Annotated in this window: 27 protein-coding genes; 13 read left to right on the plus strand and 14 right to left on the minus strand. The window is 73.1% G+C overall.

The features are described 5' to 3' along the window. Positions 1 to 21: 21 nt before the first annotated feature. From ACTWM8_RS15895 to ACTWM8_RS15935, 9 genes are read right to left on the minus strand one after another with little or no spacing between them, the layout of a single operon-like run. Positions 22 to 1,278 (minus strand): MCE family protein, encoded by a 1,257-nt coding sequence (locus ACTWM8_RS15895; protein WP_446209698.1) that lies wholly within the window; start codon positions 1,276 to 1,278, stop codon positions 22 to 24. Then, positions 1,275 to 2,690 (minus strand): MCE family protein, encoded by a 1,416-nt coding sequence (locus tag ACTWM8_RS15900; protein WP_446209699.1) that lies wholly within the window; start codon positions 2,688 to 2,690, stop codon positions 1,275 to 1,277. The genes ACTWM8_RS15895 and ACTWM8_RS15900 overlap by 4 nt, the downstream gene beginning before the upstream one ends. Next, positions 2,687 to 3,934 carry an MCE family protein gene (locus ACTWM8_RS15905; protein ID WP_446209700.1) on the minus strand — a complete coding sequence of 416 codons (1,248 nt, stop codon included), beginning with the start codon at positions 3,932 to 3,934 and terminating at the stop codon, positions 2,687 to 2,689. Before ACTWM8_RS15905 ends, ACTWM8_RS15900 begins: the two co-directional genes overlap by 4 nt. Further along, positions 3,934 to 4,917, minus strand: coding sequence for an MCE family protein (locus ACTWM8_RS15910; RefSeq protein ID WP_446209701.1), 984 nt, complete (start codon positions 4,915 to 4,917; stop codon positions 3,934 to 3,936). Before ACTWM8_RS15910 ends, ACTWM8_RS15905 begins: the two co-directional genes overlap by 1 nt. Continuing rightward, positions 4,914 to 5,945: an MCE family protein gene (locus tag ACTWM8_RS15915; RefSeq protein WP_346533945.1), complete on the minus strand. Its 1,032-nt coding sequence runs from the start codon at positions 5,943 to 5,945 to the stop codon at positions 4,914 to 4,916. The genes ACTWM8_RS15910 and ACTWM8_RS15915 overlap by 4 nt, the downstream gene beginning before the upstream one ends. After that, positions 5,942 to 7,225, minus strand: coding sequence for an MCE family protein (locus ACTWM8_RS15920; protein ID WP_446209702.1), 1,284 nt, complete (start codon positions 7,223 to 7,225; stop codon positions 5,942 to 5,944). The genes ACTWM8_RS15915 and ACTWM8_RS15920 overlap by 4 nt, the downstream gene beginning before the upstream one ends. Positions 7,226 to 7,227: 2 nt before the next feature. Next, complete coding sequence (locus tag ACTWM8_RS15925) at positions 7,228 to 8,031, minus strand: MlaE family ABC transporter permease (protein ID WP_334576466.1); 804 nt, start codon at positions 8,029 to 8,031, stop codon at positions 7,228 to 7,230. 1 nt (position 8,032) lies between these two features. Then, positions 8,033 to 8,803, minus strand: coding sequence for an MlaE family ABC transporter permease (locus ACTWM8_RS15930; protein WP_210775908.1), 771 nt, complete (start codon positions 8,801 to 8,803; stop codon positions 8,033 to 8,035). Further along, positions 8,800 to 9,816, minus strand: coding sequence for an ABC transporter ATP-binding protein (locus ACTWM8_RS15935; protein WP_446209703.1), 1,017 nt, complete (start codon positions 9,814 to 9,816; stop codon positions 8,800 to 8,802). The genes ACTWM8_RS15930 and ACTWM8_RS15935 overlap by 4 nt, the downstream gene beginning before the upstream one ends. A 161-nt stretch (positions 9,817 to 9,977) precedes the next feature. On the opposite strand from ACTWM8_RS15935, the gene shbA reads away from it, so the two are divergent. From shbA to ACTWM8_RS15970, 7 genes are all read left to right on the plus strand, one after another. Continuing rightward, positions 9,978 to 10,556: an RNA polymerase sigma factor ShbA gene (gene shbA / locus ACTWM8_RS15940; RefSeq protein WP_446209704.1), complete on the plus strand. Its 579-nt coding sequence runs from the start codon at positions 9,978 to 9,980 to the stop codon at positions 10,554 to 10,556. Then, entirely contained in the window at positions 10,553 to 11,431 is an 879-nt protein-coding gene (locus ACTWM8_RS15945; RefSeq protein ID WP_446209705.1) for an anti-sigma-D factor RsdA, read from the plus strand. The genes shbA and ACTWM8_RS15945 overlap by 4 nt, the downstream gene beginning before the upstream one ends. A 439-nt stretch (positions 11,432 to 11,870) precedes the next feature. Further along, a complete protein-coding gene (locus tag ACTWM8_RS15950; RefSeq protein WP_446209706.1) occupies positions 11,871 to 13,049 on the plus strand; it encodes an ATP-binding protein in 1,179 nt (392 codons plus the stop codon). Continuing rightward, positions 13,049 to 13,510 carry a roadblock/LC7 domain-containing protein gene (locus ACTWM8_RS15955; protein WP_446209707.1) on the plus strand — a complete coding sequence of 154 codons (462 nt, stop codon included), beginning with the start codon at positions 13,049 to 13,051 and terminating at the stop codon, positions 13,508 to 13,510. Before ACTWM8_RS15950 ends, ACTWM8_RS15955 begins: the two co-directional genes overlap by 1 nt. A 29-nt stretch (positions 13,511 to 13,539) precedes the next feature. Beyond that, a complete protein-coding gene (locus tag ACTWM8_RS15960) occupies positions 13,540 to 13,884 on the plus strand; it encodes a DUF742 domain-containing protein (RefSeq protein ID WP_154936744.1) in 345 nt (114 codons plus the stop codon). Next, positions 13,862 to 14,449, plus strand: a complete 588-nt coding sequence (locus tag ACTWM8_RS15965) for a GTP-binding protein (RefSeq protein WP_446209708.1) — start codon at positions 13,862 to 13,864, stop codon at positions 14,447 to 14,449. Before ACTWM8_RS15960 ends, ACTWM8_RS15965 begins: the two co-directional genes overlap by 23 nt. 21 nt (positions 14,450 to 14,470) lie before the next feature. Next, positions 14,471 to 15,712, plus strand: a complete 1,242-nt coding sequence (locus tag ACTWM8_RS15970) for a styrene monooxygenase/indole monooxygenase family protein (protein WP_346533936.1) — start codon at positions 14,471 to 14,473, stop codon at positions 15,710 to 15,712. Between the two features lie 101 nt (positions 15,713 to 15,813). On the opposite strand, the gene ACTWM8_RS15975 is transcribed toward ACTWM8_RS15970, so the two are convergent. After that, complete coding sequence (locus tag ACTWM8_RS15975) at positions 15,814 to 16,200, minus strand: DUF2267 domain-containing protein (protein ID WP_179804974.1); 387 nt, start codon at positions 16,198 to 16,200, stop codon at positions 15,814 to 15,816. A 448-nt stretch (positions 16,201 to 16,648) separates the two neighbouring features. Here ACTWM8_RS15975 and ACTWM8_RS15980 point away from each other — a divergent pair, with 448 nt between their 5' ends. Continuing rightward, positions 16,649 to 17,089 (plus strand): hypothetical protein, encoded by a 441-nt coding sequence (locus ACTWM8_RS15980; protein WP_446214572.1) that lies wholly within the window; start codon positions 16,649 to 16,651, stop codon positions 17,087 to 17,089. Next, the gene (locus ACTWM8_RS15985; protein ID WP_446209709.1) at positions 17,086 to 17,517 is read left to right on the plus strand and encodes a hypothetical protein; all 432 of its coding nucleotides are present in this window, start codon (positions 17,086 to 17,088) and stop codon (positions 17,515 to 17,517) included. The genes ACTWM8_RS15980 and ACTWM8_RS15985 overlap by 4 nt, the downstream gene beginning before the upstream one ends. 116 nt (positions 17,518 to 17,633) lie before the next feature. On the opposite strand, the gene ACTWM8_RS15990 is transcribed toward ACTWM8_RS15985, so the two are convergent. Together ACTWM8_RS15990 and ACTWM8_RS15995 are read right to left on the minus strand one after the other, a co-directional pair. Next, the gene (locus ACTWM8_RS15990; protein WP_446209710.1) at positions 17,634 to 18,140 is read right to left on the minus strand and encodes an ATP-binding protein; all 507 of its coding nucleotides are present in this window, start codon (positions 18,138 to 18,140) and stop codon (positions 17,634 to 17,636) included. A 51-nt stretch (positions 18,141 to 18,191) separates the two neighbouring features. Further along, positions 18,192 to 18,956 carry an alpha/beta fold hydrolase gene (locus ACTWM8_RS15995; RefSeq protein WP_446209711.1) on the minus strand — a complete coding sequence of 255 codons (765 nt, stop codon included), beginning with the start codon at positions 18,954 to 18,956 and terminating at the stop codon, positions 18,192 to 18,194. A gap of 69 nt (positions 18,957 to 19,025) precedes the next feature. On the opposite strand from ACTWM8_RS15995, the gene ACTWM8_RS16000 reads away from it, so the two are divergent. Further along, positions 19,026 to 22,106: a BTAD domain-containing putative transcriptional regulator gene (locus ACTWM8_RS16000; protein ID WP_446209712.1), complete on the plus strand. Its 3,081-nt coding sequence runs from the start codon at positions 19,026 to 19,028 to the stop codon at positions 22,104 to 22,106. Here ACTWM8_RS16000 and ACTWM8_RS16005 read toward each other — a convergent pair. Further along, positions 22,072 to 22,674, minus strand: a complete 603-nt coding sequence (locus ACTWM8_RS16005; protein WP_446209713.1) for a dihydrofolate reductase family protein — start codon at positions 22,672 to 22,674, stop codon at positions 22,072 to 22,074. The two genes, ACTWM8_RS16000 and ACTWM8_RS16005, sit on opposite strands and share 35 nt — an antisense overlap. A gap of 129 nt (positions 22,675 to 22,803) precedes the next feature. Between ACTWM8_RS16005 and ACTWM8_RS16010 the strand changes: the two genes are divergently transcribed. The 3 genes from ACTWM8_RS16010 to ACTWM8_RS16020 all read left to right on the plus strand — a co-directional run bounded on the left by ACTWM8_RS16010 (position 22,804) and on the right by ACTWM8_RS16020 (position 24,473). Further along, positions 22,804 to 23,520 (plus strand): alpha/beta hydrolase, encoded by a 717-nt coding sequence (locus ACTWM8_RS16010; RefSeq protein WP_446209714.1) that lies wholly within the window; start codon positions 22,804 to 22,806, stop codon positions 23,518 to 23,520. Positions 23,521 to 23,714: 194 nt separating this feature from the next. Then, a complete protein-coding gene (locus ACTWM8_RS16015) occupies positions 23,715 to 24,047 on the plus strand; it encodes an STAS domain-containing protein (protein ID WP_446209715.1) in 333 nt (110 codons plus the stop codon). A 27-nt stretch (positions 24,048 to 24,074) separates the two neighbouring features. Next, positions 24,075 to 24,473 (plus strand): ATP-binding protein, encoded by a 399-nt coding sequence (locus ACTWM8_RS16020; RefSeq protein WP_446209716.1) that lies wholly within the window; start codon positions 24,075 to 24,077, stop codon positions 24,471 to 24,473. Positions 24,474 to 24,479: 6 nt separating this feature from the next. Here the strand turns inward: ACTWM8_RS16020 and ACTWM8_RS16025 are convergent, their stop codons facing one another. Continuing rightward, positions 24,480 to 26,036 (minus strand): PP2C family protein-serine/threonine phosphatase, encoded by a 1,557-nt coding sequence (locus ACTWM8_RS16025; RefSeq protein WP_446209717.1) that lies wholly within the window; start codon positions 26,034 to 26,036, stop codon positions 24,480 to 24,482. Between the last annotated feature and the right edge of the window lie 66 nt (positions 26,037 to 26,102).

The following is a 26,102-nucleotide window of genomic DNA, read 5'->3' on the forward strand; positions in this document are numbered from 1 at the left end:
CCACCTCCTTCTTCGCGCCGGTCACGGGGTCACCCCGGCGAGCAGCAACTGCTTCCACGACTGGTCCCCGGCCATCCGGGACTGGCCGCCGGTCCCGCCGAACTGCAACGGTCGACCGTCGGCGCCGAGCACCAGGCCGGTGGCCGGGTCGTACCCACCGGTGGTGGTTCCGGCCCTCGGCGCGGCGCCGGACGACGCCGGGCCGGCCGCCAGTTCCCGGCCCCCCGGTCGGGGGGCGTTGGCGTTGCCGCGCACGCTGGCGCCGGCCGCCCGCTCCCCGGCGTCGCACTTCGCGTTGCCACCCCCGTACACGCAGGACGGCGGGTCGTTGGCATTGACCACCAGACCGAGGTGCACGGTGCCGTCGCCCGGGGTGACCGTGAAACCGCCGGCGACGGCGATCGGATACACCACCAGCATCTGCTCGATGCCGGGCAGCCGCCGGGCGGCGATGCCGTTGACGGTCACCAGGTTGCCGAGCAGGGTGCCGACCGTCGGCTCCAGTCCCCGCAGCAGCGCGGACAGTTCACGCCCGGCGGGAGGTCCGGCGGCGAGCAGCCGCCGCAGGTCCGGGTCGGCCTCGCGGAGGGTGGCCGCCAGCTGGGCCAGGCCGGCCGCCCACCGGCGCAGCGCCTCGGCCGACTCGGCCTGGGTGGTGAGCACGGTACGTCCGTCGTCGATCAGCGCGAGCGTCTCCGGCAGCCGGGCGTCCGCCTCGGTCAGCAGCGCATCCCCGGCGTCGAGGATGCTGGCCAGCGCCGTCTCGTTGCCCTCGAACGCGGTGCCGAGTTCGGTGATCAGGACGGTGAGGTCCTCCGGGTCGACCGAGTGGACCAGGGCGTCGAGGTTGGTCAGCAGGACCTCCGGGGCGAGCGGGACGCCGGTCCGGTCCGCCGGGATCACCGCCCCGTCGGCGAGGTACGGCCCGCCGTCGCGGTCCGGGCGCAGGTCCACGTACTGCTCGCCGACGGCGGAGCGCTGCGCCACCACGGCCCGCAGATCGTCGGGCACCCGGACGTCGCGCTGCAACCGCAGGTCGGCGCGGACCCCGTCGCCGTGCAGGGCGACCGCGGTGACCTGGCCGACCGGCACCCCGCGATAGGTGACCGGGGCGTTGGGGAAGATCCCACCGGCTCGGGTGAGGTCCATGTGGACGACGTAGCTTCCGCCGAGCAGCCGGTCGCCGACACCGACGTAGCGGACGGCGACGTAGCCGACGCCGAGGACGCTCACCAGCACGAACGCCAGAACCTGCAGTCTCGCGGTACGTCCGATCATGGCTTCAGTCCCCCTCCGAGGATGTCCGGCAGGCCGCCGATCTGTCCGGTCACCGCGCCGGTCACCGGCAACACGCACTGCGCCGACATGACGGTGCCCGGGGGCAGTTCGGTCCCGGCGGGGAAGGCGGTGCCCGGTGGCACGACGCCCTTGGGCAGGATCAGTCCGCCGACGGGCACCGTCGAGCCGGGCTTGAGCAGGACGCAGCCCTCCGGCAGCAGACAGTCCTTCGGCGGCGTCCAGGTGGCGGGGAACTTCTCAGGGTCGGGCAGGCACTTCAGGAGCGGCAGGCCGGCCAACGGACCGGTGCCGACGCCGGGCAGCGGGACGGCAGGCGACGGTCCGCCGGCGGCGGGCGGCCTGGCCGGAGTGGCCGTCTTCGGCGGCGCCGCCGGGCCTCCCGGCGCGGGGGCCGCGGCGGCCAGGTTCGCCAGGATCGAGGCCGAGTCGAGGTCGGCGGTGACGGAGAGGTTGACGAAGTCGCCGACGATCGCGCCGGTGATGTTCGGCGGGAACGGGTACGACAGCATGAAGTCCAGGGACTTCGGCAGGTCGTCACCGGCGCGTACCAGCTCCTCCAGGATCGGTTGCAACGCCCGGAGGTTGGCCACGGTGTCGTCGCGGCTGCGGTTGACGACCCGGGTGCCGACGTCGCCGAGTTTGTCCAGGGCGGTCAGCGCGCTGGTCAGTTGGGCGCGCTGTTGCGCCAGCACGGTCAGGCCGGGGGCGAGGGAGTCCACCGCGTCGCCGAGCACCTGCTTCTGCCGGTTGAGCCGGCCGGTCAGCCGATCGAGGGCGTCGAGGGCGCGGACCAGGTCGGCCTTCTGCTTGTCCAGCCCGCCGATGAACTCGTCGAGCTGGCCCAGCGCGTCCCGGACGGCGGGTTCCCGTCCGGCGAGTGCGGTGCCGAGTTCCTGGTTGATGGTCCGCAGTTGGGCCAACCCGCCACCGTTGAGCAGCAGGCCGAGGGCGGCGAGGACCTCTTCCACCTCGGCGCCGCGGTTGGTGCGGGAGAGCGGGATGACGTCGCCGTCGGCGAGTCGGCCGGTCGAGGCTCCGGTGATCGGCGCCGCGACGGTCACGTACTTCTCGCCCAGCAGGCTGCTCTGCCGGACCGCGGCAGTGGCGTTGGACGGCAGGCGCACGTCGGTGCCGATACGCAGGGTGACCCGCGCGGTCCAGCCGGCGAGGGAGATCTTCTCCACGCTTCCGACGGTCACGTCGTCGACCTTGACGGCGGCCTGCGGCACCAGGTCGAGCACGTCGCTGAACTCGGCGGTGACGGTGTACCCCGCGCCCTTCGGGGCGCCGCCGGGCAGCGGCAGGTCGGCGAGGTCGGGCAGGCCGCACCCGGTCGGGAGCAGCGCCACCAGGACCGCGCCGGCCAGGGCGCGCAGCGCCCGGGCGGTCACGGGGTGCCCCGCAGGATGCCGCCGAGGGTGGGGTCGCTGGTGATGCCGGAGCCGCCCGGCGCCTGGTCGGGGATCGGCGCACCGGGGGAGCTGATGGGAGGTCCCGGTGAGGACCCGCCGATCGCCGGGGCGCCGGGCGGCAGCTTGAGCAGCTTGCGCAGCTGGTCGGTCATGGGCAGCCCGCGCTGGTGCAGGGTCTGCGCGAGCGCCATGCACTTCGCGGGCACCTCAGCGGCGGGAAGCTGGTCGACCAGCAGGGAGCACGCGAAGCTGGCTGGGTCGTACGGGCCCATCGCGTTGTCGCGGGTGTCCAGGGTCCCGGAGCGTGGGTTGTACGAGAGAGCGAGGTTGTTCACGGCGAGCGGGGCGACGTCGAGGATCTCGATGACCGCCTGTTGCTGGCCGACCAGCACGCTGGTGATCTCCGTCAGCGCGGCGACGTTGGAGGTCAACGCGGCCCGGTTCTGCTTGACGAATGCGGTGACGTCGGCCAGCGCGGTGGCGAGGTTGCGCAGCGCGGCGGCCAGCTCGTCGCGTTGGCCGGCCAGCTGTTCGGCGACGTCGGCGAGTTGCCGGTTGAAGGCGCGCACCTCCCGGTCGCTGCGGGCCAGCGCGGTGGTGAAGCGTTGCAGGTTGGCGACGGAGCCGAAGAGGTCCTGCCGGCCGTCGGAGAGGGTGGTCAGCGCCCGGGACAGGCCGTCGAGGGTGTCGTGCAGGTTCTGCCCGTTGCCCTCCAGGTTGGCCCGGCCGGTCGCGACGAGGTCGGACAGGGCGCCGTCGCGGTTGGCCCCCTCCGGGCCGAGGGTGCGGTTGAAGTCGTCGAGCGCCTGGTAGACATCGTCGATCTCCATCGGCGCGGCGGTCCGCTGCAGCGGGATTTCCGCCCCGTCGGTGAGCCTGGCGCCACCGGCGTAGGCGGGGGTGAGTTGCACGTACCGATCGCTGACCACGCTGGGCGGAACGATGAGCGCCTGCGCCTCGGCGGGAACGTCGATCGCCGGGTCGTAGGACATGGTGACCTGGACACTGCGGCCCTGCGGGGTGACCGTGAGCACCTCGCCGACGCGAACGCCGAGCACCCGCACGTCCGATCCGGGGTACACCCCGACGGCACGGGAGAAGTAGGCGACCACCCGCCGGTCGGGTGTGCTGTCACGGAGGACGACCACGCCGGCGGCGACGGCCACCAGCAGGGCGGTGGCGACGGCGACCGGTCGTCGCCAGCGCTGGATGGGACCGGGCATCAGCGGCCTCCCCTCGTCGGTTGGTACGGCTGGAGCAGACCGGCCACGTACGAGTCGAACCAGCGGCCGTTGCCGACCACGTTGGCGAACGTCGAGACGAACGGGCCCATCCGCTGGATGGTCTTCTCCAGGTCTTCCTTGTTGCGCTGCAGGATGGCGACTACCTCGCGCAGCTTGCGCAACGCGGGCTCGATCCGGGCGCGGTTGTCGGTGACCAGTCCGGAGAGCTGCGTGGCGAGCTCGTCGGTGCCGACGAGCAGTTTGTGGATCGCGTCCCGACGCCGGCTCACCTCGGCCAGCAGCGCCTCGCCGTCGGCGACCAGCTTGCGGAACTCCTCGTCCCGGCTGGCCAGCACCGTGGTGACCGAGCGGGCGCGGGAGAGCAGGGTCCGCAGTTCGGCGTCGCGGTCGGCGACCGTGCGGGAGAGCCGGGAGAGTCCGACCAGGGAGGTGTTCACGCTGTCGGGCGTGTCGGCGAAGGTCTCGGACAGGGTGGTGAAGGCGGCGGCGAGCTGTTCGGTGTCGATCTTGTCGAGGGTGTCGGCGAGTCCGGTGACCGCCTGCACCACGTCGAACGGCGCCGCGGTCCGGGCGAGGGGGATCTGCCCGCCCTCGCGCAGCCGCCCGGGCCCGGCCGGTATCAGCGCCAGGTACTTCTGGCCGAGCACCGTCTTGATCCTGATCATGGCGCTGGTGTCGCTGCCGAGGCGGACGCTGTCGTCGTCCAGCCGGAACCGGACCCGGACGTAGGGCGCACCGTCTCGGGCGAGCTCCACCGCGGTCACCTTGCCCACCCGCACCCCGGCGACCCGCACCTCGTTGCCGGTGGTGAGGCCGCTCGCGTCGTGGAAGGCCGCCTGGTAGGCGCGTCCGGTGAGGTCGGCCAGCCGGTCGAGCTGAAAGGCGCCCAGCAGCGCGGCGACGATCAGCGCCAGCCCGACCGTGCCGACGACGACGGGGTTGCGTTCCCGGAACGGTCTCACTGGGTGCCTCCCGCGCATCGGGCGGCCGGGGCGCTGAACGTGGGCACGTCGATCGGCGCCCGGCCGGCCACCGCCACGTTGCCGTCGAAGTCGCAGAGGTAGAAGTTGAACCAGGAGCCGTAGGAGGCGACGCGGGTCAGGGACGCGTACCGCTCCGGGAGCCGGCCGAGGGTGCCGTCGATGACGGCCGCGTTGCGGTTGAGGTTGCCACTGAGTTCGTCCAGGGCTCGGATGTCCGCGGCGAGCGGTGGTCGTACCTCGTCGATCAGCGCGGACGTGGCGGTGGTGAGCTCACCGATGCTGACCAGCGACTCGCCGATGGCCTTGCGGTCGGCGGAGAGCCCGGAGACGAACTGCTGCAGCTGGCTGATGCTCTGGTCGAGGTTGCGGTCCCGTTCGGCCAGCGTGGCGAGGACGCCGTTGAGGTTGGTGACGACCCGTCCGATGACGGCGTCCCGGTCGGCGAGGGTGTTGGTCAGCGACGCGGTGCGTTGCAGCAGGCTGCTCACCGTGCCGCCCTCACCCTGCAGCACCTGGATGATCTCGTAGGCGAGCTTGTTGACGTCGTCGGGGTCGAGGGCCGTGAACAACGGCCGGAACCCGTTGAACAGGACGGTGAGGTCCAACGCCGGCGTGGTCTGGCCGAGCGGGATGAGGCCGTCGGCCCGCAGCGGCCGCCCCTCCCCCGGCCCCTCGCTGAGCGCCAGGTATCGCTGACCCACCAGGTTGCGGTAGCGGATCTTGGCGCGGACGCTGGTAGCCACCGGGACGTCGCGGGTGACGTTGAAGGCCACCTCCGCGACGGTGCTGTCGACCACCTTGATCCGGCTGACCTGGCCGACCTTCACCCCCGCGACGCGTACGTCGTCCCCGGGGAGCAGCCCGGTGACGTCGGTGAACCGGGCCCGGTAGGTGACGCCGCCGGGCGGGAAGGCACCGAGGGTCTGCGCGAGCAGCGCGGTCAGCAGCAGGGTCACCGCGGCGAAGACCACCAGCTTCAGCAGGGGTGCCATGGTCTTGCTGCTCATCGGGCGTTCACCACCCCTCCGCGTAGCAACGGCCCCCAGAGCAGGACCGCGATGTCGGGAACCTCCGCCGGCGGGGTGCCGGTGACGGCACCGACGAGCGGATTGACCAGGGCACGCTCCTCAGCGGTGCCGGCCCGGCCCATGCCCGGGGACCCGCCGGCCGGCGAGGTCCCCAGCAGGCCGACCGGCAGCGGCGTACGAGGGCGCTCGCCCCGGTAGTCGTAACCGTCGTTGATGGGCACCTCGGGCGCCGGCTTTCCTGGGTCGGGCACGCCCCGGCAGTGCGGGCCGTCGTGCGCGCCGTAGACCGGCTCGTCGCGTCCCTTCTCGAACTTGCCGCCGTCGCGGGTGACCTCGAGGGTGATGTGCATCCGCCCGCCGGCGAAGACCTCCTCGACGCGGGGTTGCAGGGCGACCAGGCCGCTCATCATGCACGCGTACTCCGGGGAGTACGTGGCGAGCAGTTGCAGCACCGGTCGGCTGACCTGGCCGAGGGAGATGAGCTGGTCGCCGTGGCGGTCCAGGAAGCCGCGCGTGAGGTCCGCCGTGTCGGTGGTCTCGATGAGGAACGCCGCCAGCTGTTCACGCTGGTCGGTGACGGTGCGGGAGGTGACGGTCACGTCGCGCAGCAGAGCGAGCAGGTCGGGCAGCGCGGCGTCGTAGCTGTCCAGCACGACCGCCAGTTTCCGGATGTCCTCCGCGATGGTCGGCATGGCCGGGTTGAGCTGCTTGAGGTATGCGTCGAGCCGCTCGACGTTCGCGCCGAGCTGCTCGCCGCGTCCCTCCAGCGCGGTGGCGATGGCGCCGAGCGTCGCGGCAAGCTGGTCGGGCCGCACCGCCTGCAGCAGGGGCAGCGCCTGGTCGAGGACCCGTTCCAGCTCGACGGCGGTACGGCTGCGGTCCTGGCCGATGACCGCGCCGTCGCGGATCGGTGTGGCCGCGCCGCCGGTCGGCGGGACAAGTTCGACGTACCGCTCGCCGAAGAGGGTCTTGGGCAGCAGCCGCGCGCTGACGTCGGCCGGGATCAGGGGCGTCGTGGCCGGGTCCAGGGCCAGCCGGATCCTCGCGCCGGCGCCCTCGCTGCCCACCGAGCGCACCTCGCCGACGACCACTCCGCGTACCTTGACGTCAGCGCCCGGGCTGAGCTGCAGCCCGGCCCGACCGGCGTGCAGGGTCACCCAGGCGACCGGGGTGAACGCCTTGTTGTACTGCAGCACGGAGGCGGTCAGCGCCGCGGTCAGCAGGGCGATGAAGACGATGCCCAGAATGCGATTTCTCATGTTCACCCCGCGATCCGGACGGTGGTGGTCGCGCCCCAGATGGCCAGCGACAGGAAGAAGTCGACGATGTTGACCGCGACGATCGCGAGCCGGACGGCCCGGCCGACCGCGACGCCGACGGCGGCGGGTCCGCCCCGGGCGGTGTAGCCGTAGTAGCAGTGCACCAGCACGACGATCACGCTGAAGACCAGCACCTTGAAGAAGGACCACAGCACGTCGACGGGGGGCAGGAAAAGATTGAAGTAGTAGTCGTAGGTGCCGGCCGACTGATCGAAGTAGAAGACGGCGATGGTGCGGGTGGCCAGGTAGCTGGTGAGCAGCCCCACCACGTAGAGCGGGATGACCGCGATGAAGCCGGCGATCATGCGGGTGGTGACCAGGAACGGCAGGGACGGCACGCCCATCACCTCGAGGGCGTCGACCTCCTCGGAGATCCGCATCGCGCCGAGCTGGGCGGTGAAACCGCAGCCGACGGTGGCCGACAGCGCCAGCGCCGCCACCAGGGGGGAGATCTCACGAGTGTTGAAGTACGCCGAGACGAAGCCGGTGAAGGCGCTGCTGCCGATCTGGTTGAGCGCCTGGTAGCCCTGCAGGCCGACCTCGGTGCCGGTGAAATAGGTCAGGAAGCAGATGACGCCGACCGTGCCGCCGACCACGGCGAGCGCGCCGGAGCCGAAGCTCACCTCGGCCAGCAGCCGGACCACCTCGCGCTTGTAGCGGCGAACGGTGCGTGGGGTCCAGGCGAAGGCGCGCAGGTAGAAGGCGAGCTGGCCGCCCAGGTCGTCGAGGTACCGCAGGCCCGGCATGTCAGCTTCCCTTCTGCGGTACAACCTGGAAGTACACGGCCGTCACAACGAAGTTCAGCGCGAACAACAGCATGAAGGTGATCACGACGCTCTGGTTGACCGCGTCGCCGACGCCCTTCGGGCCGCCCTTGGCGGTCATCCCCTTGTAGGAGGCGACCAGCGCGGCGGCCGCACCGAACAGCAGGGCCTTGACCTCGCCCACCAGCAGGTCGGGCAGCTGCCCCAGCGCCTGGAAGCTGGCCAGGTACGCGCCGGGCGTGCCGCCCTGCATGACCACGTTGAACAGGTAGCCACCGCTCACCCCGACCACGCTGACCAGGCCGTTGAGCAGGACGGCGACCAGCATCGAGGCGAGCACGCGCGGCACCACCAGGCGCTGGATCGGGTCGATGCCCAGCACCTGCATGGCGTCGAGTTCCTCGCGGATCTTGCGGGAGCCGAGATCGGCGCAGATGGCCGAGCCACCCGCGCCGGCGATGATCAGCGCGGTGACGATCGGGCCCGCCTCGCGGACCACCGCGAGCACCGACGCGGCCCCGGTGAACGACTGCGCGCCGAGCTGCCGGACCAGCGATCCGAGCTGCAACGCGATGACCGCGCCGAAGGGGATGGAGACCAGCGCGGCCGGCAGGATGGACACCGAGCTGATGAACCAGGCCTGCTGGACGAACTCGCGGACCTGCACCGGCCGGCGGCCGAGGCCGCGCAGGGTGTCCAGGCAGAAGGCGAAGAAGTCACCGGTGGCGCGGACGGCGGCGACGGGGGCGCTCATCCGGCCACCTCCCGGTGGTGCCGCCCGTCGGCGGCGAGCTCCCGGCCCAGCTCGATGGTCGGCTGCGCGGTGTCGCGGCGGCCCTCGAAGGAGCCGGGTGGCGGGGTGACGCCGTTGTCCCGGCACCACTGGCCCGGCGGGCGCTCGGCCTGGCGGGGCAGCCCGTCCGAGGGCGGCAGCTGCAGCGGGATGGGCGGCAGCGGGGGCAGTTCGGCCCCGGCGTCCGCCTCGGCCTGCAACTCCTCGGCGTCCTTCTCCTCGGCCATCCCGATCGGGCCGACCCGTTGGGCGTTGAGGAACTGTCGCACCACCGGCTCGGTGCTGGACAGCAGCATCTCCCGGGGCCCGAACATGGCCAGGTGCCCGTGGTAGATCAGCCCGATGTTGTCCGGCACCGTACGCGCGGTGTTGATGTCGTGCGTGACGATCAGGAACGTCGCCCCGGTCCGCTGGTTGAGGTCGATGATGAGCTGGTTCAGGTACGCGGTGCGCACCGGGTCCAGCCCGGAGTCGGGCTCGTCGAACAGGACGATGCGGGGGTCGAGCACGAGCGCGCGGGCCAGCCCCGCCCGCTTGCGCATGCCGCCGGAGATCTCCCCGGGGAGCTTCTTCTCGGCGCCGACCAGGCCGACCATGTCGAGCTTCTCGTTGACCACGTCGCGGATCTGCGACTCGGACTTGCGGGTGTGCTCGCGCAGCGGGAAGGCGACGTTGTCGTAGATGTTCATCGAGCCGAAGAGCGCGCCGTCCTGGAACAGCACGCCGAACAGCTTGCGCACCTCGTACAGCGCACGCTCGGAGAGGCGGGGCAGGTCCTTGCCCTCGATCCAGATGGAGCCGGCGTCGGGCCGGAGCAGCCCCACCAGGGTCTTCAGGAACACCGACTTCCCGGTGCCGGACGGGCCCAGCAGCACGGAGATCTCGCCCGCCGGCAGGGTCAGGCTGACGTCAGACCAGACCGGTTGGCCACCGAAGGACTTCGTCAGTCCCTGCACGGCGACTTCGACACCCATGCGCCCTCCCTCCGTCGACATCTCAGACATCGCGGCGGCGCGGCAAAACGCAACACACTTCTTTCCGCAGGCGGGCGGCCACCCAAGGTGACCTATGCAAAGTGGCCTACGTCTCGATAGCGTGCGGTTAACCCGCCGGTAACGAAGGTGTCTCGCAATCCATGACCACAGCGATCGAGCCAGAGCTCGTCCGCCGGGCCGCCGATGGCGACCCGACGGCGGTGTCGGCCCTGCTCACCGACGTACGGCCGCGGCTCGTCCGCTACTGCCGGGCGCGGCTGGGCCGGGTCGGCGGGGCGTACATCACCGCCGACGACGTCGCGCAGGAGGTCTGCCTGGCGGTGCTGAAGGCCCTGCCCCGCTACCGGGAGCAGGGCAAGCCGTTCTCGGCGTTCGTCTTCGCCGTCGCCGCGCACAAGGTCGCCGACGCCCAGCGGGCGGCGGTACGCGACTCCGCCGTCACCATGACCGACACCCCGGTGGAGCACCCGGACGCGGCGCCGGGTCCGGAGCAGCAGGCCGTCGCCACCGACCTGGCCCGCCGGCTGTCGGTGCTGTTGCAGCGGCTGCCCGACGTCCAGCGGGAGATCATCACGCTCCGGGTGGCGGTCGGCCTGACCGCCGAGGAGGTGGGCACCATCCTCGGCATGTCGGCGGCGGCCGTCCGGGTGGCCCAGTCCCGGGCCCTCGCCCGGCTCCGTACCCTGGCGGGCAGCGGACTTGACGAGGTGGCGGCATGACTGGGCACGAGCCGGACAGCGGCGCGCAGCTGGACCTCGGTACGGTCACCCGCGACGACCTGCTCCTCGACGCGCTCGGGCGGGGCGAGGAGGGCACCGACGGCGACGACCTCGCGGCGATGCTCGCCACCTGGCGGGCCGACCTCACCGCCGACGTCGACGAGACCGCAGCGAGCGGCCGCTTCCCCGCCGTCGGCACCCACGCCGACGGGCGGGGCGGGGCCGACCTCCGTTCCGGGCCGTACGACGCCCGGGCCGGCCGCGTCCGACCGCGACGGCCCCGGCCGTGGGCACTGCGGCTGGCCGCCGCCGTGGCCGCCGTCCTCGTGCTCGCGACCGGGCTGGGGGTGGGCAGCAAGAACGCCGGGCCGACGAGTCCGCTGTGGTCGCTGACCAAGGTCCTGCATCCCGAGCAGGCCGCGGTGCGCACCGTCGAGCAGAGCATCGCCCGGGCCCGCGACGCCGTCGCCACCGGCCAGCTCGACGAGGCCCGACACTGGATCGACCAGGCTCAACAGGACCTGAACTCGGTCGCCGACCCCGTCGAGGCGGACCGGCTGCGCGCCGAGATCGACGCCGTCCTGCGCGACCTGACGGCGGCGAGCTGCTCCGGCTGGCCCCGGTGTGCTCCGCCTACGACGCCCGCGCCGGCCGCCTCGACGGCCGGCAGCTCCCCGAGCGCTCCGGCCCCGGCTCCACCCCCGACCGCCCCGGCGTCGCCGTCGGCGCGGCCTTCGCCGCGGCCCAGCTCCGGATCCGGGCTCCTGCCGCCGCTGCCGTCGCTGCCGTCGCTTCCCCTGCCGCCGGCGCCGAGCCCGTCGCTGCTGCCGCCACTGCCGGGGCTGCCGCTGCCCACCGGGGACCTGCTCGACTGATCCTCCGCGTGATGTCCGGACCGGACGCTGCCCTGTCGTTGGGCCGGCGGGACGGTCCACGGCACCTCACCGCCCCAGCGCGGTAATCGCCCAGAAAATGATGTTGCATTCCGAGTGCCGGGCGCGATGTACAGACATGGCTTCCACGCAGCCGGTCCCGGACCGGCACGGCAGGCAGGCGGCGGCACGACCACCCGCTGATCGACCCCGGTCGACCCGGACGCCCGGTGGCGTCGTCGCCGGGTGACCACCTTTCGCGCAAGTGCCGGAGACGGTGCCGACCCGGCGCGGAAAGCCTCAGGCCGACCGTTCGGTGTTGCCAGCACCACCGAACGGTGGTTGACTGCTGCACCGTGCCAGAACCTCTGATTACCGATAGGTCTGCTATTTCGTGAAAGACGACGAGATGTCCACAATGGCGGCACCGCGTCGTCGACGCATGACGTGGCGGCAGCGAGCGGCCCGGTGGCTCGATCCCGCGCTCGCGCAGGCGGACGCCGCCGCGGCGAGCCCACCCCCACCCGAGAACCACGCGGAGGACCTCTGGCCGGCGATCTGCGACCAGTTCGCGCTGCGCATCCTCGCCTCGGCGTACCAGATGGGCAGCCACCTCGAAGCCGTGGAGACCGACGAGCAGGACCCGGAACGGCTCGAACGGCTCTACCGCATCGACCACGCGAACACCCGCATCCGCCGCCACGCGGAGAACCTCCAGGTGCTGCTGGGCCGCCGGATCGAAGACGCCAGCCCGCAGACCGTCACCCTGGTCGACGTGGTCCGGGCCGCCTCCTCGGCCATCGAGCACTACCCCCGGGTCCGGGTCGGACACGTCGTGGACCTGGGCGTCGTCGAGTTCGCCGCCGACGACGTCATCCGGGTGCTCACCGAACTGCTCGACAACGCGACCCGCTTCTCGCCGCCCACCTCGTCGGTGGTCGTCTCCGCCTACGTCACCGAGGACGGCAGCGTGCTACTCCGGGCCGAGGACGCCGGCGTGGGCATCGACCCCGGCCAGCTACCGCAGCTCAACGCCATGCTGACCGGCACCGCGCCGGCACCGGCCACCGGCAACCCCGCGGCCCACCTGGGCCTGCTCGTCGTCGCGCACCTGTCGCGCGCCCACCAGCTGCGGGTCAACCTCACCGCCCGCCCCTCGGGCGGCACCACCGCGACGGTGCTGATCCCCGGATCCCTGCTCTGCGAGGTGGCGCCCGCCGCCCGGCCGGGGCCTGCCGGCACCGCGCCGACGACGGCGGGCGGCCGGCCACCCGTCTGGGCCGGAGTCCCGCAAGGGAGCGCGCAGATGTCCAGGTCCGACGAGAGCAGGCACGCCCCGACGGTGCGCCTGGCCACCCTCCTCGATGCCGCGCCGGCCGGCGACGGCCCGGCCCCGGACACCCGCCCGCCGGCGCCGGCCGGCGACCTGCCCCGCCGGGTACGCGAGAGCGTACGTGGGCAGACTCCCTCGCCCGGGGCGCACCGTCCGCCGCCACCGGGTACGGCACCCCAGCCCCCGGCCCCAGCGCCCGGCGGGTCTGCCTGGCCCGATGAGACAGCCGACTTCGCCGCCGGGGTCGGCGACGCCCGACCAGCCACCCTCGACGAAGGACACCCCTGATGACCGCACCGCTCGACGCACGCCACCAGCCGATCGCCGGCCAGAGCCCGCCGGACTGCGCCTGGCTGGTCCGCCAGTTCGCCGACGACGTACCCGGCGTCACCCACGCAGTGCTCGTCTCCCTCGACGGACTCCAGCTCGCCGCGTCCGGTCGGGTGCCCCGCGACCTCGGCGACCAGCTCGCCGCCCTGACCTCCGGGCTGCTCAGCATCGCCGACCGCAGCGGCGCCCTGCTCGACCTGGGGGCGTCGGAGTACCTGACGGTCCGGCTGCCCCGCGGGCACCTGCTGTTCATGCGGGTGGGCGAGTCGGCGGGCCTGGCCGTGGCCGCCACGGCCGGCTGCGACCTCCGCGTCGTCGCCTACCGGATGACGCAGTTCGTCAGAGCCGTCCGGCACGCGCTCACCCCGCAGGTCCGTAGTGAGTTGCACCGCCACACCGCCGGCCGGCCGGCCCGCTGACCGTCCCGGAGCCCAAGGAGGTCTCCACCATGCCCACCCCGTACTGGAAGGTGCGGCCCTACGTCCTCACCGGCGGGCGCACCCGCACCCGGCAGCACCTGCTGGTGCACACCCTGGTGTCGGTGCCGTACTACGACGCCGTGTTCGCCTCGGGCCTGCTGCCGGAGCCCCGTTCGCTCTACGAACACGCCCGCACGACCCGGTCGGTCGCCGAGCTGTCCGCCGTCTGCGGCATGTCGCTGGGGGTGACCCGGGTGGTCGTCGACGACCTCGCCGCGACCGACCGACTGTGCATCCATGGCGACACCGCCGCCTCCCCGTTCGACCACCGCCTTCTGGAGAGACTCCGCGATGGCCTCCGTCAGCTCGCCTGAGCACCCCCTGCCGACCTCGGCGAAGATCGTCATTGCCGGCGGCTTCGGGGTCGGCAAGACGACGTGCGTGCAGTCCATCTCGGAGATTCCGCCGATCAACACCGAGGCGTGGATGACGGCGGCGAGCGAGACCGTGGACCGGCTCGATCCGGGGATCGACAAGACGACCACCACCGTGGCGATGGACTTCGGCCGGCTGACGATCGGCGGGGACCTGGTGCTGTACCTGTTCGGCACGCCCGGCCAGCCCCGGTTCTGGCCGATGTGGGACGACCTGTGTCGCGGCGCGGTGGGCGCCCTCGTCCTGGCCGACACCCGACGCCTGGAGGCGTCCTTCCCCGCGGTCAACTACTTCGAGCAGGACACCGACCTGCCGTTCGTGGTCTGCGTCAACCTGTTCGACGGCGTGCTCACCCACCGCCTGGACGACGTCCGGGCGGCCCTCGGACTGTCCGCTCACGTTCCCCTGGTCGCCTGCGACGTCCGGGACCCCTCGTCGGTCGCGCGGGCCCTGGTGACGGTCGTGGAACACACCATGGCCAGCACCGCCAGCGCGGTCCGGTAGCTCACCCACCTGGAGGTACAGATGCGCAGAATCCTGATCGTCGGGGCCGGTCAGTCCGGGCTGCAGCTCGGACTCGGCCTGCTCGCCGAGGGCTACGACGTGACCATCATGTCGGCCCGTACGCCCGAGGAGATCCGCCGTGGCTGGGTGATGAGCACACAGGCCATGTTCGCCGCCGCCCTGCACACCGAACGCCGGTACGGCCTGGATCTCTGGACGGAGCAGACGCCGCAGATCCAGGGGCTGCACGTGTCGCTGTCCGCGCCGCCCGGCGAGCGTGCCCTGCGCGTCCCCTGCCCGCTGGACGACCCCGCGCAGAGCACCGACCAGCGGCTGAAGATGGCCGCCTGGCTGGAGCTGTTCGAGCAGCGGGGCGGCACCGTGCACTACCAGGGCGTGACCACGGCCGACCTGGACGGGCTGACCCGGCTCGGCCGCTACGACCTGACCGTCGTGGCGGCCGGCAAGGGCGATCTGGTGGGTGTCTTCGACCGTGACCCGCAGCGGTCGGTCTACGCGACGCCACAGCGCGGGTTGGCCGTCGCGTACGTGCACGGTATGACGCCGGACCCGCTGTGGCCGCAGCCGCACGTCAGCTTCAACGCGGTGCCCGGGCTCGGGGAACTCTTCGTCATTCCCGCGCTCACCCTGTCCGGACCGTGCGACATCCTGTTCTGGGAGGCGGTGCCGGGCGGGCCGCTGGACCTGTGGCAGGAGCGGCGGGATCCGGCCGAGCACCTCAGGCTGACCTTGGAGCTGACCCGGCAGTACACGCCGTGGATCCACGAGCGGTGCGCCCGGGTGGAGTTGACCGACGGGCGGGCAACCCTGTCCGGCCGGTACACCCCCACGGTGCGCCACCCGGTCGGCGAACTCCCCTCGGGCGGCGCCGTCCTCGGCATGGCCGACGTGGTGATCGCCAACGACCCGATCACCGGCCAGGGCAGCAACACCGCCGCGAAGTGCGCCGACGCGTACCTGCGGTCGATCCTGGAGCGCGCCGACCAGCCCTTCGACCCGGAGTGGATGAAGCGGACGTTCGAGCGGTTCTGGGCCGACACCGGCCAGGCGGTCACCCACTGGACGAACGCCATGCTCCAGCCGCTGCCCCCACACGTGCAGCAGATCCTCGCCACCGCCGCGACCAGTCCGGCGATCGCCCGCCGATTCGCCTACGGCTTCTGCGACCCCAACGACCTGGACGACTGGTTCATGGCGCCGGACCGCGCGGAGCAGTACCTGGCCGCGGTGGCCGTCGGCTGACCCGCCCCCCACGCCCGGCCGGCGCCGGTCGGCCGCGCGGCGGCACGCCGGGGGATCCACCGTCGCCGGCCGGCCCGGGTACGACCGGGGGCCGGCGTCGGTCAGGGTCCGTGGGGCAGGGGCTCGGCCAGCGCCCGGAGGTCCGCCGGCAGTTGCACCATGGCGTCCTCGAACTCCCGGTGTCCGACCACCCGGTGCAGGGTCTGCAGGACGGCCCGCACACCCCGCTCGGCGACCCCGCGGTCCACCCCGGCGCGATCGGCCACCCGACGCAGGAACTCGTCGTAGCCGAACGCCTCCGGATCCTCCGTGCCCTTGATCAGCAACGGGCTCAGCTCGTCGGCGACATGGCCGGCCAGGGCCCCGGCCTGGCCGCCACTGATCCGCTGCGTGAGGGTGCCCAGGGTGGCCTCGGTCAGGGACCGCGCCGTCTCCGGCGGTACGCCCGCCCGTGCGGCGACCTTGTCGACGAACTTCAGCTCGGCCATGCGACGTCCTTCCCGTGGCGAGGCAGCGTGGCTACCCGCGGCCGCGATCGACAAACGCTCCGCCATCGGCGCCCGGCGACCGGGCCCATCGGCGTTTTGCGCTATTTTTGCTGTTTGTTCGGAAGGTGTCTTGTTCCTGAACAGCGGCGAGGCCACCTCCTCGACAGTCGAGAAGGGACACCCAGGCGTCGCTCGACGCGCCCTTCAGCCTCCCCCGGCCGCCCGTCCCGGGGCGGCTCGCACCACTGCTGACCTGCGCATATGTCGGATCCCATCAGTTGGGGCGACCGGAAACGGGTGGTATGACTAGAGGTGTCGACCACCGATGGCGCTCGTCGTCATACCCCGGCACCGCAGCGGGTGCCACCCGGGCAGCGTGGTCGTACGCCTCCGGCAGCCACTCCCGACGGGGTTCCCGCATCGACCTCAGGGAGTTGCCGTGCAGAGCATGCGAGTCTGGCGCAACCGGCAACCGTTCGAGAACGCCGTCCTGGTCACCGCGCCCGTGTGCGGACTCCTGCTGATCACCCTCAACGTGCGCCCACCCTCGGTGGAGATGGCGATGCCGCGACCGATCCGGATCGGCTGGGAACTGGGCCTCGTCGTCGTCGGGCTGGGGGGCCTGCTCGGCCTGACCTGGCCGGCACGGATCTCCACCGCCCTCGGCATCGAACTGGCGTCGATGCTCCTGCTGGGCACCCTCGCCGGGATGTACTCCGTCGCCCTGATGGTGATGTCCGGCCGGATGGCGATCGCCGCGACGTCGTTCATCACCGCGGTCGCGGTGGGCTCGTGGTGGCGCGCCACGGAGATCCTGCTCGACCTCCGGAGGCTGATCCGCAACATCGACGTGGACAGTGGCAACTGTCCCACCGGCGGCCGACGATGACGCCGACCGACACCACCACCGCCCCGCAGTGGGTCCAGGTCGTCCTGTCCGTGCTGGGCGTGCTCGGCGGCGCCAGCGGCCTGGCCGCCATCGCCGCCGTCGTGGCCCAACGCGGCAAGTTCAAGGCAGAGGCGGCGGACATGCTCACCGACGCGGCCCTGACCCTCGTACAACCGATGCGCGTACGGGTGGCGGAGCTGGAGGCGGAGGCACAGGCGGCCCGCGAGCAGTTGCGGACGGCCCGGGAGCAGACGGAACGGGCGACGGCCACGCTCAGCGACCTGCACGCGATGCTCGACCGCTGGTACGCGCTCATCTTCGCCCCCGACGCCACGCTGCGGTCGATCCGCAGCGCCGTACGGGAGGACCGCCGCAGGCGCGGCGCACAGTGGGACCGGGGGCCCGACCCGACGCGCGGCCGACCCTGACGGCGACCGCACGTGGCCGGCATCGGGCACGGTCCAGAGTCGACCGTTGTTGGTGCCGTCGGTCCGGGTCCGGGTATGGACGGCGCTGAGCCGGTGCCGTCAGCCCGGCTGCGGCGTCATCGCGGGTCGTCCTCGGTGGACGGGTGCGGCTCGGCGGTCGCGCCGTCGACGACGGGCGGGCCGGCGACGGCGTCCAGGCACGCGGACACGGTGGCGGTGACGCCGTCGACCCCTCGGGTGAGCAGCAGGCCCTCGCTCAGCCGGTGGGCCAGCCACAGGCCGCGTCCCCCGGCGACGTCGACGGGAGGCAGCCGCACCGGCAGACCCGACGCGGTCGCCCCGTGGTCGCTGACCTCGCAGATCAGCACGTCGTCCTGGCGCCGCAGGTCGAGGTGGCCGTGGCCGCCACCGTGGCGCACCGCGTTGGTGGCCAGTTCGTGCACGGCGAGAACGAAGTCGTAGCCCTCGTCACCGTCGAGTCCCGCGCCACTGACCGCCGCCCGCAACCGGTGCCGCAGGGCGGTCACGGTCGCGGCGGTGAAGTCCTCGGACATGAGTACGGACGCCGCGGCCGACCGGGGGCCCACCAGCCCCGGGTCCGGTGCCCCGGCGTCATCCTTCACGCTCGCAGGTTACCCACGGTGGAAATTTCCGCGACCGTTGCGAAGAGGCAACTACCCGCGGTGATCCTCGTCCAGGAACTCGTCGATCATCGGGGCCAGCCAGTCGGCGCGGTGCGGGATGGTGGTGTGGGTGGTGCCGGGCAGAATGGCCAAGCGGCAGGCCGGCAGGCCGGTCAGGTCGCCGGCCACCGCCCCGCCGAGCAGCCGGAACATCCGCACGGCGTGCTCGGGCTGGACGATGTCCGAGTCGGCCAGCACGATCATCGTGGGCGCGGCCAGCGCGCGGATCTGCTCGGGCGTCCACTGCGGCAGGTTCGCGTCCAGGACCTTCATCTTGGTGACCAGGTTGCACCAGCCGGCCGGGTCGGGCGCGGTCCGCAGGTACTCCTCGTGGAACTCCGAGCCGTGCAGGTGTTCCGGTCGCAGGTCCTGGATGCCGTCCAGGAGCCCTGGGTGCAGGCCGGCGTCGTCGAAGCTCACCGAGGCGAGCACCAGCCGCCCGACCCGGTCGGCGTGGTCGGTGCCGAGGCGCAGCGCGACCGCCGCGCCCATGCTCCAGCCGAACACGTCCGCCCGCTCGACACCGAGGCGGTCGAGCAGCTCGACCACGTCGGCGGCGAAGTTCTCCACGGTCAGCGGACGGTCGACGTCCGGGGTGCGACCGTGTGCCTGCAGCTCGATCGCGATCACCCGCCGGCTCTTCGCCAGCAGCGGCAGGATCCGGCCGAACGAGGTGCCGATGCCGGAGAGCGCGCCGTGGACGAGGACGACCGGGCGGCCGTCGCCGGTGCCGTGTTCTTCGTGGTGGATGTCCATGTGCCCACGGTGGGCCACGGCGCTTACGGTCCCCTTCAGATCGCCTTCCGCGTCGATAGGATGGCCGCCGTGCAGTTCGGGGTGCTCGGGCCGCTCGCCGTCAGCACCGATGCCGGCGAGCCGGTCGTCGTACCCGGCACCAAGGTGCGGGTGCTGCTGGCCGACCTGCTGGCCCACCGCAACCAGGTGGTCTCGGCGGACCGCCTGATCGACGACCTGTGGGGTGCGGACGCCCCGGCCAATCCGGCCGGCGCCCTCCAGGTGCGGGTGTCCCAGCTGCGCAAGGCGCTCAACGACGCCGAGCCGGGAGCGCGCGAGCTGGTCGAGTCACGGCCGCCCGGTTACCTGCTGCGTACCGGCGCGGTGGACGCCGACCGGTTCGCCGAGCTGGCCACCGCCACCGACGTGGACCGGCTGACCGCCGCCCTCGCGCTGTGGCGCGGCGACGCGTACGCCGACGTGGCCGACGCCGAGTTCGCCCGCGCCGAGGCCACCCGCCTGGCCGAGCAGCGCCTCGTGGTGCACGAACGGCTCGCCGACGCCCGGATGGCCCGCGGCGAGCACGACCTGGTCGCCGCCGACCTGGCCGAGCTGGTCGCCCGGCACCCGCTGCGCGAGGGTCTGCGGGCGTTGCAGATGCGCGCGCTCTACGCGGCCGGTCGTACGTCCGAGGCCCTGGACAGCTACGCCGACCTGCGCGACCGACTCGTCGACGAGCTGGGCCTCGACCCGGGGCCGGAGCTGGTCGCCCTGCACCGCAGGATCCTCGAACAGGACGCCGGCCTGAGCGCCCCGCCGAAGGCCGCGATCATCCGGAACAGCCTGCCGGCCCGCCTCGACGGGCTGGTCGGACGGGCCGAGGCGCTGACCGAGCTGCGCGCCCTGCTCCCGGGGCAGCGGCTGGTCACGCTGATCGGGCCGGGCGGGGTCGGCAAGACCCGGCTGGCCACCGAGGCCGCCCGCGAGCTGGTCCTCCCGGACGGCGCCCACGTGGTGGAGCTGGCGCCGCTGCCGGTCGGCGACCCGCGCGTCGCCGACGAGGTGCTCGGGGCGTTGGACCTGCGCGAGGCGGCGGGCGCCAGCGTGTCCGCCGTCGACCGGCTGTCCGCCGTGCTCCGGCACCGGCAGCTGCTGCTCGTGCTGGACAACTGCGAGCACGTCATCGAGCCGGCCGCCGCGCTGGTCGCCCGGCTGCTGCGGGACGCGCCCGGGGTCACCGTGCTGGCCACCAGCCGGGAACCGCTCGGTCTCACCGGTGAGCTGCTCTGGGAGGTGCCGCCGCTGGCCGTACCCGAGCACGACGGTGACCTCGACGCGGTCCGGCGCTCGGCCGCGGCCCGGCTGTTCGCCGCCCGCGCCGCCGCGCAGCACCGCGGCTTCCACCTCGACGAGCGGACCGCGCCCGCGGTGGCGCAGCTCTGCCGCCGGCTGGACGGCCTGCCGCTGGCCCTCGAACTGGCCGCGACCCGGGTACGCGCGCTCGGCGTGCAGGGCGTGGTGGACCGGCTCGACGACCGCTTCAAACTGCTCGCCACCGCGCAGCGGGACATGCCGCCGCGGCAGCGCACGCTGACCGCGGTGATCGGCTGGAGCTGGGACCTGCTGGCCGAGGCCGACCGCCGGGTGCTGGCCCGGCTCGCGGTGTTCAGCGACGGCGGCACGCCCGACGCGGCCGAGCAGGTGTGCCGGACCGACCTCGACGCGCTGGCCCGGCTGGTGGACCGGTCGCTGGTGGTGGTGGACGACGCGGGCGCGAGCCCCCGCTACCGGCTGCTGGAGTCGGTCGCCGCGTTCTGCCTGGAACGCCTGGAGGACGCCGACGACGTCCGGGCGCGGCACGCGGCGTACTACACCGACCTGGCCGAACGCGCCGACCCGGAGCTGCGCGGCGCCGACCAGCAGGAGTGGCTGGCCCGGCTCGACGCCGAGACGGCGAACCTGCGGTCGGCGCTGGCCCACGGTGGCGGGCTGCGCCTGGCGGTCGCGCTGAGCTGGTACTGGTTCCTGCGCGGCCGGCTCACCGAGGCGCGGCGGGCGCTGGCGATGCGGGGCGACCCGACCGAGGAGGCGCGCGCCGCGCCGTGGCGGGCCGGGTTCGCGCTGTTGCAGGGCGAACCGATCGCGCCGGGCGACCTGCGCGTCGCCCTGGCCGGCGACCCCGACGGCCGGGCGACGTGGTTCGTCGCGAACGCCGTCATCGACCGCAGCGACCTGACCCTGGCAACGGAACTGCTGCCCACCGCCGTCGACGACCCCTGGACCGAGGCGGCGGTGCTCAGCTCGCGGGCCAAGCTCGCCCACGCCACCGGCGACCTGGCCACGCTGGAGCACGCCGGTACCCGCAGTGCGGCCTTGTTCGCGCAGGTCGGCGACCGCTGGGGCCGGCTGCAGGCGACCGACTGGGTGGGCGGCCTGGCCGAGATGCGCGGCGAGCACGAGCGCGCCGCCGCCCTGCACCGGGAGGGGCTGCGCTGGGCCGAGGAGCTGTCGCTCTGGCCCGAGGTGGGCAGCAAGCTGTCCTGGCTGGCCTGGCTGGCGGTGCAGACCCGCGACTACGCGCAGGGCCGGGAGCTGGCCGAACGCGCGTACCAGCTGGCGGTGGAGCAGGACGCGCCGAACGCGATGATCTTCGCGGAGATCGGCCTCGGCCTGGCCGCCCGCCGCGACGGCAAGCTCGACGTGGCCGTCACGCACCTGACGCGCCTCGCCGAGCAGGGCCGCCGCGAGACGCAGCCCGCGCTGTACCTGCCGATGGTCCTGGTGGAGCTGGGCTACGTGGCCGAGCAGAACGGCGACCCCACCGCCGGGCTGGCCCTGCACGTCGAGGCGTTCGACGCCGCGCAGGCGATGGAGTCACCGCGCGACGCCGTCAACGCGCTGGAGGGGATGGCCTCGGCGGTGCGTATGCCCGAGGTCGCGGCCCGCCTGCTGGGCGCCGCGGCCGCCGCGCGGGAGGCCGCCCGGGCCCCGGCCGCGCCGGCGGAGCGCGACGAGACCGACCGGGTGACGGTACGGCTGGTCGCCGCCCTCGGCCGGGAACGCTTCGACGCGCTGGTCACCGAGGGCGGCAAGCTGGGCCCGGGCGAGGCTCGGGCCCAGCTGAAGAGCGCGTCCGTCAGCGGGCCGCCTTCGGCCGGTACGAGGCGATGATCACACCGCTGCGCTGCACCTTCGTGTCGACCAGCTCGAACGACGCCTTGAAGTCCTTCAGCGGTGCGGTCACGCTGTCGCCGCCCTCCAGCACCGGGTGGATCCAGAACCGGACCTCGTCCAGCAGACCGGCCGCGATCAGCTGGGTGGTGACCGAACCGAAGCCGTACTGGAGGATGGCCTTGCCGTCCTGCGCCTTGAGCCGGGTCACCTCCTCGATCAGGTCGCCCTGCAGCACCTCGCTGTTCTTCCAGGTCGGGTCGGTCAGGGTGGTCGAGGCGACGTACTTCTTGACGTTGTTGAAGTAGGCGGCGCCGGTGCTCGGGTCGCTCTCGTCCCGGGTCGGCCAGGCGGCGGACATGCCGTCGTAGGTGATCCGACCCATCAGCAGCGCGTCGGCCTCGTTGGTCTGCCCGCCGGCGAAGGCGGCGGCCTCCTCGTCGAAGTACGGCATGGTCCACATGGGGTTCTCGATGACGCCGTCGAGGGTGATGTAGGTCGAGTTGATGAGCTTGCGCATCGGGATCTCCTGGCTGTCGGTGGTGCTCTCCGGTGACACCCAGAACATTGCCGGATCCCGCTTACGATTCGCTTCAGGCGCCCTTACGCACGCCGGACCACTTCCCCGGCCCGGGCGGGATTGCTTCGCGCCGGACCGGGTAGCCCGCCGGACAGTCCCGCCGAAGCGGAGGCACCCATGCCGATCACCCCGGAGACCGCCCGACCGCACGAGCAGCCGGAGGAGAACTCCCGGCACGGCCGCCTGAGCGTGCGACCGGGTCCACCGGTCGCCGCCGCGGGCCGCACCGGCCTGGTGTCGTTCGACGCACCGGACGGTGAGCTGGTCGCCCAGGCCTACGTGCCGGCGCCGGCGGACGGCGGCCCGTACCGGCTGGCCCTGCTGCTGCACGGCGCCGGCGGGTCACCCCGGCAGGCCCTGGAGCTGATGCTGCCGGTCGCCGACGACCAACGCCTGCTGCTCGTCGCGCCGCAGTCCGCCGCGGCGACCTGGGACATGATCGGTGTCGGCTTCGGCCCCGACGTGCGGCGGATCGACCGGGTGCTCCAGGAGATCGTCACCGGCTACCCGATCGCCGGCATGCTGATCGGCGGATTCTCCGACGGCGCGTCGTACGCGCTGTCGATCGGCCTGATCAACGGCGACGTCTTCGACGCCGTCCTGGCCTTCTCCCCCGGCTTCGCCGCCCCGCTGCTCACCCACGGCACGCCGCGGGTCTACGTCTCGCACGGCACCGCCGACCGGGTGCTGCCGATCGACCGGTGCAGCCGGACCCTCGTGCCGCGCCTGCAGACTCTCGGCTACGACGTCACCTACGACGAGTTCGACGGTGGGCACGACGTACCCGAGGCCACCGTGCGCCGGGCGGTGGCCTGGCTGCAGCCCGCCGCCTGACCCGCGGGACCGGTCGCCACCCGCTCCCACCTGCGTCGGAGCCACGCCGGCAGCGGTCACCAGCGGCCGGGTCGCCGGCCGGTGTCCCCGAGCCGGACCGCCGGCTGTCGCGCCGGGCGCGACGTTCGGCGGCGAGGTGGCATCATGTGCGCGAACCGGCCGACTGCTCCGCGCGGGGAAGGATGAGCTGCCCTATGGCGCGCTTCGAGGCGACGACGTCCACGGCACCAGGACGGGCGGTGGTGCGGCTCGCCGGCGAGTGTGACCTCGCTGCCCGGGAGGAGCTCTCGGCCGCGCTGCTGGGCGCCGTGGCCGACGCCCAGGTCGTGCTGGTCGACGCGGGGGCGCTCGACTTCCTCGACTCCACCGGCATCCACGGCCTGGTCACCGCCCACCACGCGGCCCGCGCGGCCGGCGGCCGGCTGTACGTGGTCAACGCCCGCGGTCCCGTCGCGAACGTCCTGGCGATCACCGGCGTCGCCGACCTGCTGCGACCGCCCACCGACGACGGCGTGGACCCGCGGTGACGGCCCGCCGGCCGGTGGAGGACGACGATGTCTGACCGTCCCGCCACTCGGTCCTCCGCGGTCGCCACGATGCCGTACGCGCACGTCGACGACCTAGTGCAGGTCCGCGCGTTCGTCTGTTCCCGGGCCCTGGCCCGGGGGTTGCCAGCCGCCCGGGTGGAGCTGCTCGCGCTGGCGGTCAGCGAACTAACGACGAACACGTTGCAGCACACCAACGGGGGCGGCCTGGTGCGGGTGTGGGCCGAGGCGGGCCAGTTCGTCTGCGACGTCGTCGATCAGGGCGGACCGCGCACGGTGGCCCGCGAGATGCCCACCGCCGAGGCGATCCGCGGTCGGGGGCTGGCGATCGTCGCCCGGATCTGCGACGAGGTCGCCGTCGAGCCCACCCCGGCCGGCACGGTGGTGCGCCTCCGGTTCCGCCTCTGAGGACGGTCAGCGCAGCACCCGCACGGCCAGGGTGCAGGTGTCGTCCTCCGGGCTGGGCTGGTGCAGCACGTCGCGCAGCCGCGGCAGGGTCCGTGCGTCGGGGTCACGGGAGATGTCGGACAGCGTCCGCATCACCGGGCCGAGCAGGTCGACCGTGTCGCCGACCCGGCGTTCCACCAGCCCGTCGGTGTAGAAGAGCAGCAGGTCGTCGCCGCGCAGCCGAGGGGTGACGACCGGGTAGGTCGAGTCGGCGTCGGCGCCCAGCAGCATTCCCGCGGGCCGGTCGAGTTCGGCGGTCGTCCCGCCGCGCGCCAGCAACGGGGCCAGGTGGCCCGCCTGCGCCCAGGAGAGCGACCGGGTCGCCGGGTCGTAGACGGCGACCACCGCGGTCGCGGTGATCTTCAGCTGCCCGCAGAGCCGGTTCATGTGCCCGAGCAGCGCTCCGGGGTCCCGGATGCCGATCGAGAGCCAGGCGACCAGCGCGAACCGCAGGTGCGCCATCCCGCTGGCCGCCTCCAGGCCGTGCCCGGCGACGTCGCCGACGGCGAGCGCGACCAGCCCGTCGGGCAACGTCTGCGCGTGGTACCAGTCCCCGCCGACCTGCGCGGCGCTCTCCGCCGGCAGGTAGCCGACCAGCACCTCGAGGCCGGCCAACGGGACCGGCTCGCGGGGCACCGGCTGGATCAGGTTCTGCAACTGCCGGGCCAGGCGGTGCTCCGCCAGCGCCGTCAGCTCCCGGGTGTGCAGCTGGTCGCTGAGCCGCTCGATGGCGGTACGCGAGTCGACCCGGGCCGTCACGTCCTGCACCACGGCGTAGATCTTCACCGGAGCACCGTCGGCGTCCCGGGCGACGTCGGAGAGGATGCGGAGGTACTTCACCGACGAGCCCGCCCGGAAGCGCACCGTGACGTCCGACGCCGCACCGCTGTCCAACGTCTGCCAGGCGGCCTCCCGCAGCCCATGGTCGTCGGGGATGATCGCCGCGGACTGCTCGGCCCGCGACAGCGGGCCCAGCGAAGGATCACGCTCGAAGATCCGGTACATGCCGGGCGACCACTCGCTGAGGCCGGTGATCAGGTCGTACTCCGCCCAGCCGAGGCTGCCCAGCAGCTCGGTACGCTCCATCCGACGCTGATGCTCGTCGAGCCGCTCCCACCACACCAGCAGGCCGCCCAGCACCGGCTGCACGCTGATGTCGAACAGCGAGTCGGCGACCACGCCGGCCTGCTTGCCCTCGTACCGGAAGTCCGGCACCCGGGTCGGCACGCCGCTGGCCAGCACCCGGTGGTACGCCTGCCACAGCACGCCGCCGACCATGCCGGGATAGAGGGCGCTGAGCAGCCCGCCGACCCGCCCGGCTCCCCGGCCGTAGACGTCGCGGCCCTGTTCGCTGGTGGCGGCGACGCGGAAGTCGACGACCTCACCGTCCTGGGTCACCGGCAGCAGCCAGGTGCACCCGGACGGCATCGCCGCCAGCACCTGCCGCACCGCCGCCACGATCGGGTCGTCCACCGACCATGTCACCGCCTCGGCATGCCCGGTCCGCACGCCCTCGTCTGCCATGCGAGCAGCGTAACGATGCCTCCCCGGGGACAGCGGTCCCGGCGACCCCGCGAGCCCTCGACAGCC

The sequence above is a fragment of the Micromonospora sp. IBSANI012 genome (genome assembly GCF_052814045.1).